The organism is Anaerovorax sp. IOR16, from assembly GCF_017168145.1.
Classification (GTDB): Bacteria; Bacillota; Clostridia; order Peptostreptococcales; family Anaerovoracaceae; genus IOR16.
This window is the reverse complement of sequence record NZ_JADQTL010000012.1, coordinates 93,519-113,381: the sequence shown is the minus strand read 5'-3', so window position 1 is coordinate 113,381 and position 19,863 is coordinate 93,519. Positions and strand designations below refer to the sequence as shown.

At 37.0% G+C, this 19,863-nt stretch carries 16 protein-coding genes, 1 tRNA gene and 2 pseudogenes; 16 read left to right on the top strand and 3 right to left on the bottom strand.

Features of this window, described 5'->3' with window-relative positions; all coding sequences use genetic code 11:
- Positions 1-15: 15 nt before the first annotated feature.
- Both I2490_RS15995 and I2490_RS15990 read right to left on the bottom strand, forming a co-directional pair.
- Positions 16-92, bottom strand: a tRNA-Val gene (locus tag I2490_RS15995).
- 102 nt (positions 93-194) lie between these two features.
- The gene (locus I2490_RS15990; RefSeq protein WP_206460753.1) at positions 195-617 is read right to left on the bottom strand and encodes a PadR family transcriptional regulator; all 423 of its coding nucleotides are present in this window, start codon (positions 615-617) and stop codon (positions 195-197) included.
- A 113-nt stretch (positions 618-730) separates the two neighbouring features.
- Between I2490_RS15990 and I2490_RS15985 the strand changes: the two genes are divergently transcribed.
- The gene (locus I2490_RS15985; protein ID WP_206460752.1) at positions 731-1,450 is read left to right on the top strand and encodes a hypothetical protein; all 720 of its coding nucleotides are present in this window, start codon (positions 731-733) and stop codon (positions 1,448-1,450) included.
- A gap of 81 nt (positions 1,451-1,531) precedes the next feature.
- On the opposite strand, the gene I2490_RS15980 is transcribed toward I2490_RS15985, so the two are convergent.
- Positions 1,532-2,809, bottom strand: coding sequence for a helix-turn-helix domain-containing protein (locus I2490_RS15980; RefSeq protein ID WP_206460751.1), 1,278 nt, complete (start codon positions 2,807-2,809; stop codon positions 1,532-1,534).
- A gap of 242 nt (positions 2,810-3,051) precedes the next feature.
- On the opposite strand from I2490_RS15980, the gene I2490_RS15975 reads away from it, so the two are divergent.
- From I2490_RS15975 to I2490_RS15895, 15 genes and pseudogenes are all read left to right on the top strand, one after another.
- The gene (locus I2490_RS15975; RefSeq protein WP_206460750.1) at positions 3,052-4,410 is read left to right on the top strand and encodes a uroporphyrinogen decarboxylase family protein; all 1,359 of its coding nucleotides are present in this window, start codon (positions 3,052-3,054) and stop codon (positions 4,408-4,410) included.
- Between the two features lie 101 nt (positions 4,411-4,511).
- Entirely contained in the window at positions 4,512-5,159 is a 648-nt protein-coding gene (locus tag I2490_RS15970; RefSeq protein WP_206460749.1) for a cobalamin B12-binding domain-containing protein, read from the top strand.
- A gap of 42 nt (positions 5,160-5,201) precedes the next feature.
- Positions 5,202-6,686: pseudogene (gene mttB, locus I2490_RS16765) on the top strand ([trimethylamine--corrinoid protein] Co-methyltransferase).
- Between the two features lie 70 nt (positions 6,687-6,756).
- A pseudogene (gene mtbB / locus I2490_RS15955) lies at positions 6,757-8,166 on the top strand ([dimethylamine--corrinoid protein] Co-methyltransferase).
- A gap of 352 nt (positions 8,167-8,518) precedes the next feature.
- On the top strand, positions 8,519-9,955 hold the full coding sequence (gene nhaC, locus I2490_RS15945; protein WP_206460745.1) for a Na+/H+ antiporter NhaC: 1,437 nt from the start codon (positions 8,519-8,521) through the stop codon (positions 9,953-9,955).
- Positions 9,956-10,069: 114 nt separating this feature from the next.
- Positions 10,070-11,167 (top strand): alanine racemase, encoded by a 1,098-nt coding sequence (locus I2490_RS15940; protein ID WP_206460744.1) that lies wholly within the window; start codon positions 10,070-10,072, stop codon positions 11,165-11,167.
- 111 nt (positions 11,168-11,278) lie between these two features.
- Complete coding sequence (locus I2490_RS15935) at positions 11,279-12,202, top strand: CobW family GTP-binding protein (RefSeq protein WP_206460743.1); 924 nt, start codon at positions 11,279-11,281, stop codon at positions 12,200-12,202.
- A 38-nt stretch (positions 12,203-12,240) separates the two neighbouring features.
- Positions 12,241-14,088 carry an ASKHA domain-containing protein gene (locus tag I2490_RS15930; protein ID WP_206460742.1) on the top strand — a complete coding sequence of 616 codons (1,848 nt, stop codon included), beginning with the start codon at positions 12,241-12,243 and terminating at the stop codon, positions 14,086-14,088.
- 28 nt (positions 14,089-14,116) lie between these two features.
- Positions 14,117-14,959, top strand: a complete 843-nt coding sequence (gene pylSc / locus I2490_RS15925) for a pyrrolysine--tRNA(Pyl) ligase large subunit (RefSeq protein WP_206460741.1) — start codon at positions 14,117-14,119, stop codon at positions 14,957-14,959.
- A 20-nt stretch (positions 14,960-14,979) separates the two neighbouring features.
- Positions 14,980-15,630 carry a cobalamin-dependent protein gene (locus I2490_RS15920; RefSeq protein ID WP_206460740.1) on the top strand — a complete coding sequence of 217 codons (651 nt, stop codon included), beginning with the start codon at positions 14,980-14,982 and terminating at the stop codon, positions 15,628-15,630.
- Positions 15,627-15,962 carry a pyrrolysine--tRNA(Pyl) ligase small subunit gene (gene pylSn, locus I2490_RS15915; protein WP_206460739.1) on the top strand — a complete coding sequence of 112 codons (336 nt, stop codon included), beginning with the start codon at positions 15,627-15,629 and terminating at the stop codon, positions 15,960-15,962. The genes I2490_RS15920 and pylSn overlap by 4 nt, the downstream gene beginning before the upstream one ends.
- Positions 15,963-15,989: 27 nt before the next feature.
- Positions 15,990-16,799: a 3-methylornithyl-N6-L-lysine dehydrogenase PylD gene (gene pylD, locus I2490_RS15910; RefSeq protein WP_206460738.1), complete on the top strand. Its 810-nt coding sequence runs from the start codon at positions 15,990-15,992 to the stop codon at positions 16,797-16,799.
- Between the two features lie 156 nt (positions 16,800-16,955).
- The gene (gene pylB / locus I2490_RS15905) at positions 16,956-18,002 is read left to right on the top strand and encodes a methylornithine synthase PylB (RefSeq protein ID WP_245157232.1); all 1,047 of its coding nucleotides are present in this window, start codon (positions 16,956-16,958) and stop codon (positions 18,000-18,002) included.
- Between the two features lie 17 nt (positions 18,003-18,019).
- Entirely contained in the window at positions 18,020-19,156 is a 1,137-nt protein-coding gene (gene pylC / locus I2490_RS15900; protein ID WP_206460736.1) for a 3-methylornithine--L-lysine ligase PylC, read from the top strand.
- 2 nt (positions 19,157-19,158) lie between these two features.
- Positions 19,159-19,860 carry a vitamin B12 dependent-methionine synthase activation domain-containing protein gene (locus I2490_RS15895; protein WP_206460735.1) on the top strand — a complete coding sequence of 234 codons (702 nt, stop codon included), beginning with the start codon at positions 19,159-19,161 and terminating at the stop codon, positions 19,858-19,860.
- Positions 19,861-19,863 lie beyond the last annotated feature (3 nt).

Below are 19,863 nucleotides of genomic sequence, written 5' to 3'. Positions count from 1 at the left end.
AAGTTGCTTTTCGGCTGGTGGGCAGTATTGGACTCGAACCAACGGCCTCTTGCTTGTCGAGCAAGCGCTCTAACCAGCTGAGCTAACCGCCCACAACTGTAATAATTATAACAGATTTGTCAAAAAAATCAACAGAAAATATTCTATTTTCTATCCGTTATTTATTACATTTCTGGCAGTAAATATTATATATTCTATTTTTTACAACAACAGCTTGTAGAGGATTTTAATGAATCATCTTCGAAAGTGTTATTATTAATAGTTTCAGTAATTTGATTTATTAATGAATCAATGGTTTTTTGGTAGTGAAATAAGGTGTTTTTCCAATTTAAGAGGCAAGATTTTCCTTCCTCAGTAATGGAATATATTTTTCTTTTCTGTGAGTCGTTATCTACAGAATCCCATTCAGAATTTAATAAACCGCTTGTCTCCATTTTTTTTAAGGTACGATAAAATCCTGTTGGATCAATAGAATCAATCGTATCTGGATTTCTATCCATGATACGTTTAAAAATAAGAGAACCGTATGCAGGCTCTTCATAGAGACAAAGCAAGACGGAAGGTTGAATAAATTTATCTAGAAAAGAACCTTTACAGGCACATTTTGCAGAATTCATATTAAATCTCCTTTCATTTGCCAACAATAAATTTCATTATTTTACAATAGTATAACATAAATTGATTGAAAATAGGTAGCATTGTCTGTTAACATGATTGTGAGGTGAGTATAATGAATCAACAGATAATTTCTTTTGCAACCAATGATGCAATTGATAAAGCTAGAAACTATTTTATTCAGACGTGTGGATTAAATTTTGACCAAAATAAACATGTAAGAATGATGCAAATTGCTGAGTCTATTTTAAAAGAGGGAGTTGGAGACATACATATGCAGGCTTTGATTTCTGAATTTGGAAATGAGGTACTGAAAGAAGATTCGATGACTATCGATAAAGTTGTTTTTCAGTGCAATGCTTTTTCCAGATTAGAGCATGATAAAGTATTGGCCATTTTTCCTTATATTTTAACAGTAGGTGAAGTCTTTACAAAAAGCGAAAGTATTTCAGATCAACTTTTTGCAGATATTTGGGGTACATCTTTTGTGGATACCGCTAGGGATTTATTGCAAAGAAAAATAGAAGAATATGTGAACAAAAAATGGAATCGTACAGACATTGTAGTCTCCTCATCCTTTGGACCAGGATTTTACGGAATGGATGTAACGATGATGAGAAATTTTTTTGAAGTTTTAGATGGTGATAAAATTAGTGTGCAACTTAAAGGAAATAGTCTTTTGGTTCCATTAAAATCTTGTGCGGGATTTTATGTTGCTGTAGAGGATGAGTGGGTACTTCCACCAGCAGATTGTCAAAACTGCATAGGAAATTCTGGCGGTTGTCACTTTTGTAAAAATAATCCAAAGAAGCTATCTCAAATGAATCAGGCATAAAATATATAAAAAGGGAGCAAAGTTTATTCGAGTGATGATTACTCATAGGAATAATATCTTGCTCCTTTGATATTGGATTTATTATTTTTGATGTAACTTTCTGTAATCTTTTGGTGTACAGTTTTCAAATTTTCGGAACACTTTTGTAAAATAACTTTGATCTTCAAAGCCGGATTGCAAGGAAACATCAACCATACTAAGATTTGTTTTTAATAAAAGATGCTTTGCTTTGTTTACCCGTATTTTACTCAAATATTCCGAAAAGGTCATATGCAGTTCTTGTTTAAATAACATAGACAGATAGGATGGATTTACATGAAGCTCTTCAGCAATGTTCTGAAGAGCAATTTTTTTTGTAAAGTTCTGGTTTACATATTGCAGCGATTTTAAAATTAATGCTGAGTTACCATCGTAAATAAAATTTTGAGCTTTTCTGCAGCAGAATCGAATAAAGCTGGCAGCAACTTCAACGAGTTCCTTAAAATTGTTTACATGATTCAATTCGTGCATATCCTCATAATCTAATTCAACCGTTTCATGGAAGTTTGCATCCTGCTCCGACAGGGTACGAGAAAGTACGGCATAAATTCCAAGAAATTTAGTACGAATGGCATTTAGATCACCGGATTCTAAGATTGAAATACGGTCAAGTAAAGTGCTTAAAATTTCAATTGCACCTTCAGCATCGCCGTTTTTTGTTTTTTGGATTAGTTCGTTTTCCATATCAAACGGATACTCCATTGGAGAGTTTTGTTTTTTATAATTTTGTAATTCCTGCGCAATTCGAAGCTGCTCTTTATATTGTTGATTCATTTTTGCATAGTCAGTATGCGTACCAATGGAAGCAAGTACACAATTATTTAATAGTAATGCAAGATGATTGATTTCCTTTGGTGCGTATGATTTCATTTCTTTTAAAAATAACATGAGCTTTAATGCCTGTTGTTCTTCTACCTCATTTAATTGAAGTAAGGTAGATAGTGTACTTTCGCGTAGGGTTCCCATAATGATAGGACCTGCGATAAAACAGCCAAGGGGTTTTCCTTCTACTATTAGTGATACTGCAATTTGAATCAGACCGATACGACATATGCTTATGTAAGGCTCACCTAGCTTTGCCGCAAAATTAGCGCATGAGATGAGGTTTTTACGACAAATCGTATCGGACATAGAATACAAATTGGAATAATTACAAAGTTTCCATTCCGGACAGCATTCCCATAAAATGTTACCTTCATTATTATAAAAGGTAACCGGCATTCTTGAAATTTGGCAAAAAGACGTAATGGAATCTTTCAAATAGTCAGAAAGATCGGGAAGCGTTGGTTTTGTAAGGGATGGAGCAACATAGTGTTTCAAAAAAGGCACCTCCGAACTATAATTTGTACTAAAAATTATAACTAATCTTATGTTTATTGTACGGGAAATGGAAATGGTTTTCAATAAAAAATTGACAAAATCAAAGTAAAATACCAAAACTACTTATAAAACTAATATATCTTTTATATAAAAGAATCTAGAATTAAATTGTAAGGGAATACAAAATGAAAATTTTGAATCATTTGAATCAATTAAATATGGAAAGGTTAAGGAGGTTATGTATGGGTAAGGAATTAATTTTTAAAACTCTAAGGCATGAAAAAACGGATGCAGTTCCTTGGGTTCCTTTTGCTGGGGTACACGCTGGTAAATTGAAGAACTATACTGCAGAAGAAGTTTTGAGAGATGGCGATAAGTTATTTGAAGCACTTATGGAAGTATATAAACTTTATGTGCCAGATGGAATGACAACGTTATTTGATCTTCAGGTAGAGGCTGAAATTTTAGGTTGCGATCTGCTTTGGGCAGAAAACAATCCTCCTTCAGTTAAATCACACCCTTTGAGCGGAGAAAAGGCAATTCCGTGCAAATGCAAGATTCCTAATGAAGAATCCGGAAGAATCCCAATGATTCTAGACGTTATGCGTCGAGTGAAAGCGGAAATTGGTGATGATGTTGCACTTTATGGATTGATTTGTGGACCATTTACCTTAGCTTCTCATTTAAGAGGAAGCGAAATCTTTATGGATATGATTTCCGATCCGGCATATGTTACAGAACTGCTTGAATTTTGTGGTGAAGTAGCATGCAAAATGTCGGAAATGTATATCGATGCTGGAATGGATGTAATTGCAGTTGTTGACCCGTTGGTAAGTCAGATTTCTCCAAAACATATTGAAAAGCTTTTGACACCAAGCTTTACAGCTGTATTTGATTTCGTTCGTAGCAAGGGTGCATATTCTAGCTTCTTTGTATGTGGAAATGCAACAAAGCAGATTGAAGCTATGTGCAAGATGAATCCGGATGGAGTTTCCGTTGACGAAAATGTAGATATGGTAACTGCGAAAAAGGTTACAGATCAATACAACATTGCAATTGGTGGTAACATTCCACTTACCACAACAATGCTTTATGGAACTCAGCAAGATAACATGAAATGTGTAATTGATTTGATGGATAGCATGGATCATCATAACTTAATCATCAGCCCAGGCTGTGATATGCCGTATGATACACCAATTGAAAATACAATTGCAGTTGCACAGGCGGTAAAGACACCGGATGCAGTTCGTGAGATGGTTGCAAATTACGAAGGCGGCGGCTTTGATGACATAGAAATAGAAATTCCGGATTATGCTAATTTGGATAAAGTACTAATTGAGTTATTTACTTTAGATCCGGAGCAGTGTGCTGCTTGTACTTATATGGTAAATATTGTTGCAGACAACTATGATGAGATTAAAGACATTGCTGACTATGTCGTATATAAATATTGCATCAAAGAAGACATTGCAAGAACAATGAAGATGGGATTAACTAATCTTCCAACTATGTGCATTAATGGAGAGCCAAAGTATATTTCCATTATTCCAAGTAAGGAAGAGTTGATTGCAGAAGTAAAAAAGTATGCAAAAAAATAAACTAAGTTACCTATTTTAATTAAATATAAATTAAATTAGTAATCTGCCGGTTCTGGCATGTGAGCCGGCAGAAAAGGAAAAGGATTGAGGAGGAATTTATAATGAGTAAAGAAGCAGTTTTAGAAGCAGCAAAACAGTCCATCATGGAAGCGGACGAAGATTTGGCGATGCAGGCACTAAAAGATGCAGAAGCAGAAAAAATCGATGCAGTTGAGCTTTTAAGCAATGGTTACAGTGCTGGTATGAAGGAATTAGGAGATCAGTTTGGAAGAGGAGAAATCTTTTTACCTGAATTGATTTTCGCAACAGAAGTAATGAAAACAGTAACTGCAGAAATCGAATCTAAAATGGATGTAGCAGATACTCAGGCTAAGGGTGTTATGGTAATTGGTACCGTTGCTGGAGACGTACATGATATCGGAAAAGGTATTGTAGCATCTCTTGTAAAGACAAATGGTGTTGAAGTACATGACTTAGGAAGAGAAGTTCCGGCTGAAGTATTTATTGAAAAAGTAAAAGAAGTAAATGCAAATTTCGTTGGAAGCAGTGCTCTACTTACTACAACTATGACAGAACAAAAGAAAATTGAAGAACTTCTTGTAAAAGAAGGCTTAAGAGATAAAGTAAAGACAATGGTTGGCGGTGCTCCTGTAACGAAACGTTGGGCAGAAAAAATTGGTGCAGATGCTTACTGTGAAGATGCATCTGATACTGTAAACTTCATCTTGAACTGGATTGAACAGATGTAATTTATTATTCCTAATGTTTCAACAATAAAGGGAGGCTGAACGATGGGTAAATTTACTCATGAAGACGATATTTACGGGTATTGTATACTCCGTAACGAGGACTTAGATGCACTCCATGAAGCAACGTTAGATCTTATGGAAGATTATGGCTTGCAGATTCATGGGAAAGAAGCTTTAGAGATATATAGTGCTGCTGGTTGTGATGTCGATATGGCAAACGATCGTGTTAAGTTCCCTAGAAATTTAGTAAATGATAGTATAGAATCGTGTCCAGCAGAGTTTAAACTTTGTGGACGTGATCCAAAGAATGATACCTTAGTAGGTGGCAAGAACGTAGCTTATAAGAATTTCGGAACAGGTGTTTTTATTGTAGACCCTTATACAGGCAAAATTCGTGAGACTACGAAAGAAGATTTAGGAAATGTAGCAAGATTTGTAGATTCAATGGATGCTGCTGATGTATTCTCAATCGCAGTAAAAGCTGGAGATGTAGATCAGAGAGTGGCAACCTTACATGAAGCAGAAGTCGTATTCAATAATTTGACAAAAAACTTTGCTCACGATTTAGAAGGTATTAAGAATACACAAAGATTCATTGATATGGCAGCCATTATTATGGGAGGTTACGATAAGTTAAGAGAAAGACCAATCATAACAATGGGAGCTTGTCCAAACAGCCCGTTGGAAATCAATGAAAACGAGACTGACATTATTATGTTATCAGCAAGACATGGATTGCCGATTGATATTTTATCCATGGGTCTTTGCGGAGGAACTACTCCTGCTACATTAGCTGGAACCTTGGTAACAACAAATGCAGAAATTCTTGGAGGAATCGTCCTTTCCCAGATTATTAACAAAGGAAATCCGATCCTTTATGGAAGTTCCACAACAATCATGGATATGAAGTCAGCAACATCCCCTGTAGGCGCACCGGAACATGCAATGTGCGGTGCAGCTGTTGGTCAGATTGGCCACTACTATGGAATTCCTACAAATGTAGGCGGAACATAGGGCGACAGCAAATGTCTTGACGAACAGTTGGCTCATGAAAAGACCATGACTTCCATGCTACCAGCATTGACAGGGAGCAATGTTATTTACGGCATGGGAATGTTGGAAATGGGTATGACAATGAGTTACGAGCAACTTCTTATTGACCAGGAAATCGTACATATGACTCGCAGAATTTTGCAAGGAATTCCTGTTAATAAGGAAACAATCGCTTTGGATGTAATTAAAGCAGTAGGACCTTGTGGAAATTACTTATCTCAGAGACATACACTGAAATACATGAGAAAAGAATTGTCTACAACCAATTTGATCAATCGTAAGATGAGAGATAATTGGGAAAATGCCGGATCGAAAGATATGGTAGCAGTTGCAAGAGAAAAGGCAATTGATATTCTTGAAAATTACAAAGTAACTCCACTTCCAGATGATGTTAAGAAAAAGATTCACGACATCGTAGAAGAAGGAGAAGCAGAAGTAAAAGAGCTAGCAGAGTTTGAAGCAAAACAAAAATAAACTGTTATAGCCGTCTGCTTTCTTGCAGGCGGCATTTATAACATAAATAAATGAAGAAAGGAAGGATGGCATGAAAGACGAACAGAAAAAATTCATGAGTCGTATGGGCGATGGATCCATTGTTTATATGACAGAAGAAGAAATTCGTGCTGACATCGAAGCCGGTGTACAGGATGCTGTTGTTAGAGGTAAAATTGATCCTTTGACAGAAGAAGAAAAGGAACATCTATATACCATCGTTACCATGCCGGGAAGTATAGTTGGTGTTGAGCCTGGAAAGCAAATTGTTATGACAAACGATTCCGGTGCATACAAAATCAACATTAAGAGTCAGATCCCGGTTGTTAAAGAAACAGAAGTTCTGATTTATGAAAGGGTATTAGGATGCGATTCCGTTGATGTTGGTAACTCCGATTACAACTATAAGACAGTTAAGGGTGTTGCTAAACGTGAAGCAAGTGCATTAAAACAAGCTTTAAACATGAGCACAATGCCTTTATTCTATGGCGCAATGACAAATTTAGGTTTCTATACGAAGCCTGATGGTCCGGTAGATAACTGGGCAGTATTGTTGCCAGAAGGAAAGATTAAGGAAGCATTGGTGGCACAGGAGGAAGCAGTAGAGCATGCAGTAAGAGACATCGTTTACTGTGCAGAGCAAATGTATGAAGCTGGTGCTGACGGATTCCAGTTGGATACTTCCGGTGCGGCTGGTGATGCTGACTTCTTAGCAGCATTAAAAGCTACCGAAGTCATTTCTGAGAAATTCCCTGGAATGGGTGTTGAACTTGGTATGGCTGGTGAATTCGTACTTGGTATGCATGGTAAGCTAAAGTATGATGACACACGTTTGGCTGGTCTTTATCCACATAAGCAGGTTAAGCTAGTTGAAAAAGCTGGTGCAAGTATATTTGGTGCAGTAGTTAATACAAACTGTAACATGACATTCCCATGGAATATCGCAAGAGTATGTACATTCATTAAAGCTTGTACAGATGTTGCTGAAATTCCAGTACATGCAAACGTTGGAATGGGCGTATGCGGAGTTCCAATGGTTGAAATGATGCCGAGTGATATGATTTCCAGAGCGGATAAGGCTCTTGTAGAAATCGGTAAAGTAGACGGCTTCTAGGTAGGCGTAGGTGACCCTGTAGGAGCTGAAGCTACACATAACATTTCCGCTGGAATGGGCGGTGTACGTACTGCTGGAGATCTAGTTTTACGTATGCAGATTGCCGAAAAGATGAAAATCGACGAAGCGAAAGCGTATGTGGCTGAAAAATTAGGCGTAACTCTTGAAGAACTTCATGACGTTGTTACAATGACAGACAAGAGAGAAGCTTTACGTATTGGTTTAACACACGTAGAGCCATGCGCTGAAGAAAATAACGGAATGGCTGCAAAGGTTAGAATTGCAGAAGTTCTCGGAATTAAGATTAATTCAGTTGAAAGATTCAAGGAAAGAGCTGGTTTAAAATAATCTTGCAAGGAGTAAGATTATTTGAATCTAAAGTTCCACGAGTCTGAAGACAAAATAGGAATATATTAAGAATACAACAAGAACACAACAAGAAATAAGATAAAATACAGCCAAGCAGCACGATTCTTCTATTATATCGGTGCTGTTTGGTTGCATAAAAGAAACGGTTAAATAAACCGCCTTATAATCTTATCAGTAAACTTTTGTTTTTTCAATATGCGAGTAGAAAATAATAAAAACGAAGATTACAAACTGGAGAATAAGGCCCTATTTCAAAAATCCAATTCAAATTTCCAAACAGAGGTTTGGTTGTATAACTTACGTGTATCGCACTTAAGAATAGGAGGAAAATATGGGTAAAAGAATTCCTTTATGGCAAATTTTAATGGTATTGGTATTTATGGTAACCTTGTTAATGTATACAATTGTAGTTGTAGAAGGTTACATACACATTGCGCTTATTATTTCCGGCGCTTTTGCGGCAATTGTGGCCATTGCAAATGGATATAAATGGTCATATCTAGAAAAAGGAATCATCAATAACATCACAAACTCAATGCAAGCACTATTGATACTTCTCACAGTAGGTATGTTGATTGGTACTTGGATTGCAGGCGGTATCATTCAAACAATGATTTATTATGGATTAATGATATTAAATCCAAACATTTTCTTGGTTGCAACAGTACTCATTTGTTGCGTAGTATCATTATCGACAGGAAGCGCTTGGACTACAGCTGGAACAGTAGGAATTGCGCTTATTGGAATTGGAACAGCACTCGACATTTCTTTACCGATGACAGCAGGCGCAATCATTTCTGGTGCGTACTTCGGAGATAAAATGTCACCACTGTCTGATTCTACTAATCTAGCTGCAGCTATGGCAGGAGCTAATTTGTTCGATCACGTAAAGCACATGGTTTACTCAGTGGTTCCATCGCTTTGTATCTCTCTAGTTATTTATGGAATTTTAAGTATGGGGCACAGTGGTTCAGCTAACGTAGACATGAGCGATGTAACCTTATTAATGAACGGACTAAAAGATAATTTTTATATTTCACCAATTCTTCTAATCCCACCACTATTCGTAATTTTAATGGTTATATTTAAAATTCCTGCAATGCCGGGTCTTTTTGCCGGTGCGTTGCTTGGAGTTGTATTTGCAGTACTATTCCAGGGTGGAGATTTGGGACAGTTGATTGGTATTACGATGTATGATGGCTATGTATCCGAAACAGGAATTGAATTCTTAGATGCCCTTCTTACTAGAGGCGGACTTTCTTCCATGTTCTATTCTTCTGTATTGGTATTATGTGCAATGGTTATCGGTGGTGTACTGGATGCCAGTGATATGTTGAAAATTATCTGTGAAAAACTGTTACGTTTCTCAAAGAGCACAGGATCTTTAGTACTTATTGTTTTATCAACATGTATTGCTTGCAATATTATTGCTGCGGATCAGTATGTTGCTATCGTACTTCCTGGAAGAATGTTCAAACAAGAATTTGAAGATCGTAGATTAAAGCATAAAAATTTATCTCGTTGCTTAGAAGATGCAGGTACTGTTACGTCAGCACTTGTTCCATGGACCACTTGCGGAGCATATATGTCTTCTACTTTAGGTGTAGCTACACTGGCTTATTTACCATATAGCTTCTTGAACTTAATGAATCCGTTTATTTCATTGTTCTATGGTTTCACTGGAATTACTATGGAAAAGATGACGGAAGAAGAATATCAAGCAATTCTTAAGCAAAGAGAATTGGATGCAGCATTAGCAGCTGCTTAATTATAAAAAATAACAGCAAGATACTTTTAATACTTTTAATACTTTATAAAGAGCGAGAGCATAGTTCTCGCTCTTCACATCTAAAAAATACAGCAGGGGCGATAGGAGGCTATGATGACTACGTTACAAAAGAATTTTCCTGTGGTTGAAGTAAATTTAAAGAAATTGCGACAAAACATTGATGAAGTGGTAAGTCGATGCAATGAAAAGGGAATCATGGTTGCAGGTGTCGTAAAAGGTTTTAATGGAATTGTAGAAGCGACACGACAGTTTGAAGAGTCAAACTGTAGTTTTATTGGAAGTTCTAGATTAGAACATTTAAAAGAAGCAAAAGATGCAGGAATGAAGGGCCCATTTATGGTTGTGCGAATTCCAATGCTCAGTGAAGTACCTGATTTAGTGAAATTTGCTGATATCAGTCTTAACAGCGAGATTGAAGTGATCAAAGAAATCAATGCAGAATGTGCTAGACAAGGAAAAAAACATAGTGTTATATTAATGGCAGATTTGGGTGACCTTAGGGAAGGCTTCTGGGATAAAGAAGCTATGGCTAAAACTGCAGTGTATATTGAAAAAAATCTTGAAAATGTAACACTTGCAGGTGTTGGTACAAATTTAGGCTGTTATGGTTCCATCAATCCAACGATAGAAAATATGAATCAGTTGATTGCCATTGCAGAAACCATTGAAAAAGAAATCGGAAGAACGTTGTCAATTATTTCCGGAGGAGGAACGACTTCTTTACCGTTAGTTTTAGATGGAACAATGCCTGAGAGAATTAACCATCTGCGTATAGGAGAAGGAATTTCTTTGGGTAAAGATTTACAGGACCTTTGGGGTTTAGATATGAGCTATCTGCATCCTGATGTATTTACAGCAAAGGCTGAAATTATTGAAGTAAAAGATAAGCCAAGTTATCCAGTTGGAGAAATCTTCGTTGATTGCTTTGGAAACAAGGGAGAATATGTTGACCGCGGCATACGTAAAAGAGCACTTTTAGGATTGGGCAAGTTGGATTTTGCTATGAGCGATATGTTGATTCCTAGAGAAAAAGGCATTGAAGTTCTTGGAGGCAGCAGCGATCACCTTATTGTAGATATTGAAGAATACCAAGGCGAATTAAAAGTAGGAGATTTTTTAGAATTTGATGTTCGTTATGCAACAATGATGTATCTTACTGCTTCAAAATATGTTCGCATTGAATGTAAATAAAATGTATTTTTGGAAAGACGAATATAATTATACAGTAGATTTACTGGACAGTATAACGAATATTCGTTATACTAATATATATGCAGACTTTTGAATCAAAAAAGGAGAACTATGATAAAATTAATTTTGTTAACCGGTTTCTTGGGAACGGGAAAAACCACTTTAATGAAATCACTGTTAAAAGCTTTCAAAGAAGAAAAGATTGGCGTGATCGTTAATGAATTCGGAGAAGTGAATATTGATGCTGTATTGATGAAACAAGATGGAATTGAAATGGCAGAGTTATCAAATGGTTCGATTTTTTGTGCCTGCATTAAAGATTATTTTTTAGATAGCTTGGTGGAAATGTCCAAGCAGGACATTTCCTATTTATTCATAGAGGCTTCTGGTTTAGCAGATCCTGCGAATATGCAGCAAATATTAAATACAATTGATGCAGATACACAAAGAACATATGATTATTTAGGCTCAATATGTGTAGTTGATGCAGAAACGTTTTTAGATCTTTATGATTTACTTCCGGCTTTGCATCATCAGATTGAATACAGCAATACTGTGATTATCAATAAAGCAGATTTGGTTGATGAAAATCGCATTGCAGAAGTAAGCAATCAGATTTCTGAAGTCAATGAAGAAGCTCAACAATGTGTTACCTCATTCTGTAAGGTAGATATAAAAGATTTGGTTAAGGATTTAAAGCCAGTATTGAAAGAAGCAAAAGAAAGCACCAATACGAGGGAAAACCGACCAAAATCCTTTGTGTTAAAGTCGGTGGAGCCTGTTTCTAAAACACAATTGCAGGAATTACTGGAGAAGCTTGCACCGTCTGCATATCGAATCAAAGGGTTTGCAATGACAGATGCTGGGATTGTTGAAGTAAGTGCTGTAAAAGAACATATTTATATCATGCCTTGGGATAACAATGCATTCAAACCAGAACTTGAAATTGTAGTTATTTCTTCAGTAGGAATTCGAATGATGAGTTTAATTACAGAAGCAATCAGTGGATCAATAAAAGGAAGTATTTTACTATAGCTTTTGAAAGTTAAGTCATTATAATAGGGGATGAAACTATGAAAATTACTTTTAAGCCATCAGGCGTAGAATATGAATTAAATGAATCGTTAAATTTACTTAAAATTGCAGAGCTTGCAGGTGTATTAATTGATGGAAGCTGTGCAGGAAAAGGCACTTGTGGTAAATGTAAGGTGCAAATTTTGCAGGGTGATACCGGAGCTTTGACGGAAGCAGAAGTCGCTGCACTGACTGACTGGGAAAAAGAAGAAGGATATCGACTGGCTTGTTGTACAAAGCCAAATTCTGATTTGGTTGTTTTTGTTCCGAGTATTCATGGTGGCTCCACTAGAAAAAAGGATATGACCTATTTACCGGAAGATTTTAAAGTAGAAAAAACCGTTGTAAAAACAGCGTTACATATAAAAAAAGCATCGCTTGAATATCAAAAAAGTGATGTTGACCGTATTTTAGAAGCGTTACAACAGAAAGAGGAGAATTTTGCAGGAGTTTCCTTAGAATTTCATAAAGATCTCTTACAGAAAGTTTCAAATATTTTAGAGGAACAAGATGGGCTCATTACTTTAGTCATTCGCGATGGGATGGTGCTTGATGTGGAGCCTGGAGACACGCAAAGTCATTGTTATGGAGTTGCATTCGATATTGGGACAACAACAGTAGTAGGGATGCTTTGGGATTTAAATAAAGGGGAGATTGTAGAAGTAGCTGCCCGAACGAATCCACAGAGTGTTTTCGGTTCTGATGTTATTTCACGTATACATTATAGCAATGCTTCCTCAGATCATATTAAGGAAATGCAGAAAAAAGTATGCAATTGCTTTAGAGATATCATTGCGGAATTTGAAGCGAGAGTTAATGTTTTACGCAGCCAAATTTATGAATTAACTGTAGTTGGTAATACTACGATGAGTCATTTGTTTTTAGGAGTTAATCCGGCATCTTTGGCAAGAGCACCTTTTGCACCTGTATTTTGCAGATCTGTGAATACCTTTGCGGAGCAGTTGGGCATTGATGTAAATCCAAAAGCAAACGTACATCTTTTACCGAATATTGCTGGACATGTTGGATCTGATATTGTGGCAGTATTATTAGCATCAAGATTAAAAGAGAAAAAAGGCTGTAATCTAGCAATTGATATTGGAACAAATGGAGAGATTCTGTTTGCTCGAGATGGTAAAATTGTTGCATGTTCTACTGCTGCAGGACCTGCTTTTGAGGGGGCAGCGATTTATCAAGGAATGCGTGCGGCAGCTGGAGCTATTGAAAGAGTAACCATTGAAGACGGAGAAGTGAAATTATCTGTTATTGATCATGAGGAGCCTGTAGGGATTTGCGGTTCAGGACTTATTGATGCCATAGCGCAAATGTTAGATGCAGGAATTTTGGATAAAAAAGGACGAGTTGTCAGTGCAGAAGCAGCAAGAAAAGCTGGTATGTCCGAAAATCTTATTGAGCGATTATACAGTGATGACGAAGGCGGCGGCTTTATTTTATATAGAAGAAAAGAAGGAGAAAACATCGTATTAACACAAAAGGATGTTCGTGAAGTACAATTAGCGAAAGGCGCTATTTTTGCAGGCATTAAAATTATGATGTGTGAATTAGGTGTTAAGCCGGAAGAACTTGATACGGTAATTTTAGCAGGTGCTTTTGGTAATTACATAAAAAAAGAAAGTGCATTAAGAATTGGTTTGTTCCCTAAAGTAGGACTTGAAAATGTAATTTCGATTGGAAATGCTGCTGGTGCGGGAGCTTGCATGGCACTGCTTTCAGACAAAGAGAGAGAACTTGCTGGCCGTTTTGCAAAGGAAACGGATCATATCGAGTTAGCTTCACATCCGGATTTTCAAACAGAGTTCTTAAAAGCAATGTATTTTATGAAATAAATTATGAAAGGTATAAAGGTATAATAAAATGACAGAAACATTGACCGTAACTCAAAAGCATCGTTTGACAGAGTTAAATGCAAGCCAAGAAGATTTAGATATGACTTTTGAAAATACAGGTCAAAGGGATGCATTTTATAAGGAAAAAGAAAAATTCTACGTAAAAATAAATCGTGATAAAATCTTGGATTGTATCCATAGGAAACACAAACCACTATTGATCGAAGTACAAAATAAACTAGCACAATGGCTTTGTGAAGAGGAAGGCTTTACTCAGGTAGCAACGCCTTTGATGATTACAGAGTCTATGTTGTCGAAGATGACAATTACGAAAGAGCATCCATTGACAAATCAGGTATTTTGGTTGGATCAAAAACGATGTTTGCGTCCTATGTTGGCACCAAATCTTTATGAGATGATGCGTGACATTCAAAAAGTTGCAAAAGAGCCTGTTCGTATTTTTGAAGTAGGCTCTTGCTTCCGTAAAGAAAGTCAAGGGGCACAACATTTAAATGAGTTTACTATGTTGAACTTTGTAGAACTTGCAGGTGTTAAAGAAGGCGAACAAATGGATCGTCTCAAAGATTTGGCAATTAGAGCAATGAAAACATTGGGAATTGAGGATTACGAGTTAGTAATCGAGAAATCGGAAGTATACGGCGAAACATTAGACATTATGGTTGGAGATGTTGAACTCGCTTCTGGGGCATATGGACCACACTTTTTAGACAGCAAATGGGGTATTTTTGATACTTGGGTTGGCATTGGATTTGGAATCGAACGAATCGCCATGCTCATGGGGAATTATCAAAATATCAAGCGAGTCGGAAGAGGCTTGGCATACTTGGATGGAGCTAGATTGAACGTGTAGTATAGAGGAAGGTGGTTTTGTTGAATCATGAAGAAGTAAAGAAGACCGCAGCTGAGTCTATTATTGATGCAGATGAAGCAAAGGCTTTTGGCTTGATTGATCAAATCCTAAAATTAGAAGATAAAGAATGGATTACGATTTTATGCGAGGGATTCAGTGACGGTAATCGACTGGTAGGAGAGACCTTTGAAAAAGGGAACATTTCACTTCCAGAATTGATTTATTGTAGTGAAGTAATGAAAAACGTTATGGATCGTATTATAAAAAGAGTCGATTCAATTCCCGTAGAGACCACCGGTAAAATATTAATAGCAACTGTTGAGGGAGATGTTCATGATATTGGAAAAGGTATTGTTGCATCGGCATTGAAATTAGCTGGTTTTGAGGTAATTGATCTTGGCCGTGAAGTACCGGTTCAAACAATTGTTGAGGCAGCGGAGCGTTGCGGGGCAGATATTATTGGATCAAGTGCCTTACTTACATCAACACTTTCGGAGCAGAAAAAGTTGGAGATGCTTTTGCGGGATCTAGGGATTCGCCAAAAATATAAAACAATGGTTGGCGGAGCACCTTGTACTGCAAGATGGGCAAAAAAAATCGGTGCAGATGCTTACAGTGAAGATGCAATTGAAGCAGTAAGAATAGCAAAGGAGCTGCTGAAAAAGAAATGAGTAATGAAAAGAAACGATACTATCGGAAGTATGTAGAGTTATATCCTCTAATCAATAAAATGAAGCTTTGGCCTTCCAGAAGCGGCAGATTGCACGGTGTAAGACAAGTGGAGCTTAAAGGAGATTTCATTGAGATTACAACTCATTGCGGCAAATTCTTTCGAGTATATAATTCAAAAACTTCGAGAGCAGCGCGCTGGATTCGAAATAAGTGGGCTGTGGAACCATGCAAAGATTGTAAGGTTCCACAATGGAAATTAGATAAATATTCGAAAACATTTTTTTCACAACACTATGGAAAAGAGCTTAAGAAAGATGATATAATAGAGTAACACATGATTAATAAGGTGGGATGCAATATGACGCGTTTAAGAGAAGAATGGATTTGCGACATGGAAGCGACAATGGCTTCCTATGAAAAAGAATTGAAAGCAAAGATTGCCTTAGATTTTGCGGGTTTGGCTGCTGCTGCTAACGATATCTCAAAAGATGTTGTTTTAGAAACTGCCAAGGAAGAAACCGTTGCAGTGGTTCCCATTACTACTGGGATGGGTATCATTGGTACTTTTGCGGAGTCTGTGGCGGCAATCATTCGTCAGGCAGGATTTACTGTGTTCGTTACGAATGCTTGTGATGTAGATGGAATGTATGAAGCGCATCTACGTAATGCCAGCATACTTTTTATGGCAGACGATACACGTTATATTGGAATGCATTTACATAAGAATCGAATGAGTGATAATAATATTGGTACTGCGAGAGGTTATGTTAAGGCTTTAGAGCAAGCTTGTGGCTCATTAAGCGGAAAAGAAGTTTTAGTTCTCGGTTGTGGTGTTGTTGGCACAGAAATCGGGAAATGTTTACAACAAAAAGATGCAAGACCTGTTTTTTATGATTATAATGAATCATTGCTTCAAAAGGTTTCGTTTGAGCTGGGAGCCGATTTTCTCTCGGATTACAGTAAGATTAAGGAGTTTCCTTTGGTGTTGGATGCTACCTGTGAAGGAGAGTGGATTCATGAAGGAATGCTGCATGAAGAAGCATGGATTTCCACACCGGGAGTTCCTCTTTCTTTGGATGAAACGATGAAATTAAAATATAAGGCACATACCATACATGATTGGCTGCAAATTGGTACTTTAGCAATGTTGGGTGAGCTTTGTAAATAAATATGGACATGGGGGGCGGATCGTATGGATCACATAGACTCTAAATCTATGTAGCCGAGTGAGACTCTCGGGCTCCTCGCCAAGAATGTAAGCCCCTAATTTTAGGGGCTTATAAATTATATCCAAGAAGCATAAGAAAAAGAAATGAGGGTTACCATGAAAGAAATTGAGAAAGCAATTAGGGGAGAGGTATTGACCAAAGAGGAGATTGTAACACTATTATCCATTACTGATAAAAATGAGATGGAAGAGCTTTTCGCGGCTGCAAGACAGGTCAGGGAAAAAACCTTTGGAAAGAAAATTTTTATGTATGGCTTTGTCTATTTCTCAACTTGGTGTAGAAATAATTGTAATTTCTGTTATTACAGAAAATCGAATAACATTGAACGGTATCGTAAGGATCCGAAAGAAGTGGTTGAATTAGCAGTTCGTTTGGCAGAATCCGGTGTGCATCTTTTGGATTTAACGATGGGAGAAGATCCAACTTATCATAAAGAGAATTTTGCATCAGTGCTTAAGATAGCGGAAGACATTAAAAAAGAAACCGGGCTTCCAGTTATGCTTTCACCCGGTGTGATTAGCGATGAGTTGATTGATTCCTTCGCAGAATTAGGTGTAGAATGGTTTGCATTGTATCAGGAAACTCACAACCGTGAGATCTTTAAAAATTTACGTATTAATCAGGATTATGATGAGAGAATGCATGCTAAGCTTTATGCGAAAGAAAAAGGAATATTAATAGAGGAAGGCTTATTGGCAGGTATTGGTGAAAATTATGAGGATATTGCAGAATCCATTTTAGAAATGAAAAAAATTGGAGCTAGTCAGGTTCGTGTGATGAGCTTTATTCCGCAAAAAGGAAGTCCTATGGAGTCAGTTCATACACCGGGAAGAGAATTAGAATTGAAAATCATTGCTTTACTTCGTCTTGTTCATCCAAAGGCGCTGATACCAGCTTCTCTTGATGTGGATGGAATTGAAGGATTGCAATGTAGAATTGATTCCGGATCGAATGTTGTAACTTCCATAATTCCGCCTCTCACCGGATTGGCAGGTGTTGCACAAAACAGCATGGATGTTGATGAAGGTGGCAGAACCGTACAGGAAGTAAGTGCTATCTTAAGAGAAATGGGTATGGAACCGGCTACTGCGTTGGATTACCGTACTTATATAGATCAATTATTTGCAGAGAACGGAAAATAGCGTCGGAGGATTCCAATATGAAAACAGCAGTAATTATTGGAGGCAAGCTGCAAGGAGTTGAGGCTTGCTATCTAGCAAAAAAGGCAAACATTAAGACTATTTTAATTGATTTAAATCCGAGTGTGCCAGCAAGTGGAATTGCAGATGAATTTTATTGCTTGAATGTGTGTGAGAAGTCCAAGGAACTCATAGCACTATTTAAAAAGGCTGATTTTATTTTGCCTGCAATGGAAAACGATGAGGTACTTCATGCACTGCGTGAATTGAAAGAAGTAGAATCTTTGAATATTGCTTTTGATTTTCATGCTTATGAGATTTCTTCCTCAAAAGTGCGTTCCGATCAACTCATACGAGAGAATCAGATACCGGCACCTATCTATTATCCGGATTGTTTACCACCTTATATTGTAAAACCAAACTCGATGAGCGGTAGCGATGGGGTTCGATACATAGAGACGGCAGAGGAAGTAGAGTCATTTTTAGCAAGTGTTCCAAAGGGAGAGTCTTGGGTTGCACAGGAATATTTGAATGGCAAATCCTATTCCATTGAGGTGATTGGAAAACCTGGTAATTATCGTACTTTTGAAGTGACAGAGATTCATATGGATGATGCATATGATTGCAAAATGGTAACGGCACCATGTCCGATTTCAAATGCTTTAAAAGATGAATTTTCTAATATTGGGATTAAACTTGCAGAATTAGTACAGTTAAATGGAATTATGGATGTTGAGGTCATTTTGGATAAGGGGCAGCTTAAAGTACTTGAAATAGACGCCCGTATTCCAAGTCAGACACCTACAGTTGTCTATCATTCCACTGGTGTTAATTTTATGGAAGAAATTGCTCAGCTGTTTTGCAATGAAGAGATATCTCCTAGAAATTGGAAGGAAGAGTATTATACTTCTTTTGAACATTATGTAGTAAAGAAGGATAAAATAGAAGGTCTTGGTGAACACGTAATGAGCAATCGTGGACCATTGCATTGTTATAAAAATCATATGGGTGCCGATGAGGTGATCACTGATTACAGAAAAGGTGATAATTTATTGGTCGGAACTTTTATTAACTCTGCTAAAACACAGCAAGAACTAGATGAAAAACGAAATTGCATGAAAAAGATTTTGGATAAATTCTTAAAGGAAGGTAAATAGCTATGAGTACACTAACACGGAAAATGATTGAAATTCCTATTAACGAGATTAAAGGGATTGATCGTATGTTTGAGAGGCAGGCAGAAGTTGATTTAGAGAATATGCCGAAGAAATATGCTAGCTTAGTTCAGAAAACACGTGAAATTGCTTTTTCTAATTTTAGAATTAAAGGAGTTTTTGCATCGAACATGTTAGTGGAATGCAGGCAAAATGAAAATGAAGTTTTGCTGGAGAATGAGATTAAAATTTATAGCAAGATGATGCCTATTTTGTTTGAAAAATCAACAGAAGTAGTATTTTATGCAATTACTGTTTTAGGATATTTAGAAGAAGAGAAAAAAGAAAAAAACTTTATGGAGCAATTTTTCTTGGATGCATGGGCAACATCCTTTGCAGAAACGGCATCTTCTTGGTTAAGGAAACATATTTCCGATATGGTTGCCGAAGATGGTTGGTATTCCACTTCCGCTTGGAGTCCTGGGCAGCATGGTTTTTCTTTAGAAAATCAGAAATCTCTATTTCAAGTATTAAAACCGGAAGAAATTGGATTAACATTGAGTGACACGTTAATGATGCATCCACACAAATCAGTTTCCGGTGTTTTTGGAATTGGCAGAGAAAAAGATGAACGAAAAATTATTCCTTGTGATTATTGCGATTTAAGAGAATCTTGCCCATCTGCTTATCAGGCTGATGATGAATGAGTT

What these genes read in the sequence shown, in the direction of transcription:
- I2490_RS15930 (WP_206460742.1), top strand. Translation starts at nt 12,241, where the DNA reads ATGAAAATTACTTTTAAGCCATCAGGCGTAGAATATGAATTAAATGAA.
- I2490_RS15895 (WP_206460735.1), top strand. Translation starts at nt 19,159, where the DNA reads ATGAGTACACTAACACGGAAAATGATTGAAATTCCTATTAACGAGATT.
- pylSc (WP_206460741.1), top strand. Translation starts at nt 14,117, where the DNA reads ATGACAGAAACATTGACCGTAACTCAAAAGCATCGTTTGACAGAGTTA.
- pylC (WP_206460736.1), top strand. Translation starts at nt 18,020, where the DNA reads ATGAAAACAGCAGTAATTATTGGAGGCAAGCTGCAAGGAGTTGAGGCT.
- pylSn (WP_206460739.1), top strand. Translation starts at nt 15,627, where the DNA reads ATGAGTAATGAAAAGAAACGATACTATCGGAAGTATGTAGAGTTATAT.
- I2490_RS15975 (WP_206460750.1), top strand. Translation starts at nt 3,052, where the DNA reads ATGGGTAAGGAATTAATTTTTAAAACTCTAAGGCATGAAAAAACGGAT.
- I2490_RS15940 (WP_206460744.1), top strand. Translation starts at nt 10,070, where the DNA reads ATGACTACGTTACAAAAGAATTTTCCTGTGGTTGAAGTAAATTTAAAG.
- I2490_RS15935 (WP_206460743.1), top strand. Translation starts at nt 11,279, where the DNA reads ATGATAAAATTAATTTTGTTAACCGGTTTCTTGGGAACGGGAAAAACC.
- I2490_RS15970 (WP_206460749.1), top strand. Translation starts at nt 4,512, where the DNA reads ATGAGTAAAGAAGCAGTTTTAGAAGCAGCAAAACAGTCCATCATGGAA.
- I2490_RS15985 (WP_206460752.1), top strand. Translation starts at nt 731, where the DNA reads ATGAATCAACAGATAATTTCTTTTGCAACCAATGATGCAATTGATAAA.
- I2490_RS15990 (WP_206460753.1), bottom strand. Translation starts at nt 617, where the DNA reads ATGAATTCTGCAAAATGTGCCTGTAAAGGTTCTTTTCTAGATAAATTT.
- pylD (WP_206460738.1), top strand. Translation starts at nt 15,990, where the DNA reads ATGACGCGTTTAAGAGAAGAATGGATTTGCGACATGGAAGCGACAATG.
- nhaC (WP_206460745.1), top strand. Translation starts at nt 8,519, where the DNA reads ATGGGTAAAAGAATTCCTTTATGGCAAATTTTAATGGTATTGGTATTT.
- pylB (WP_245157232.1), top strand. Translation starts at nt 16,956, where the DNA reads ATGAAAGAAATTGAGAAAGCAATTAGGGGAGAGGTATTGACCAAAGAG.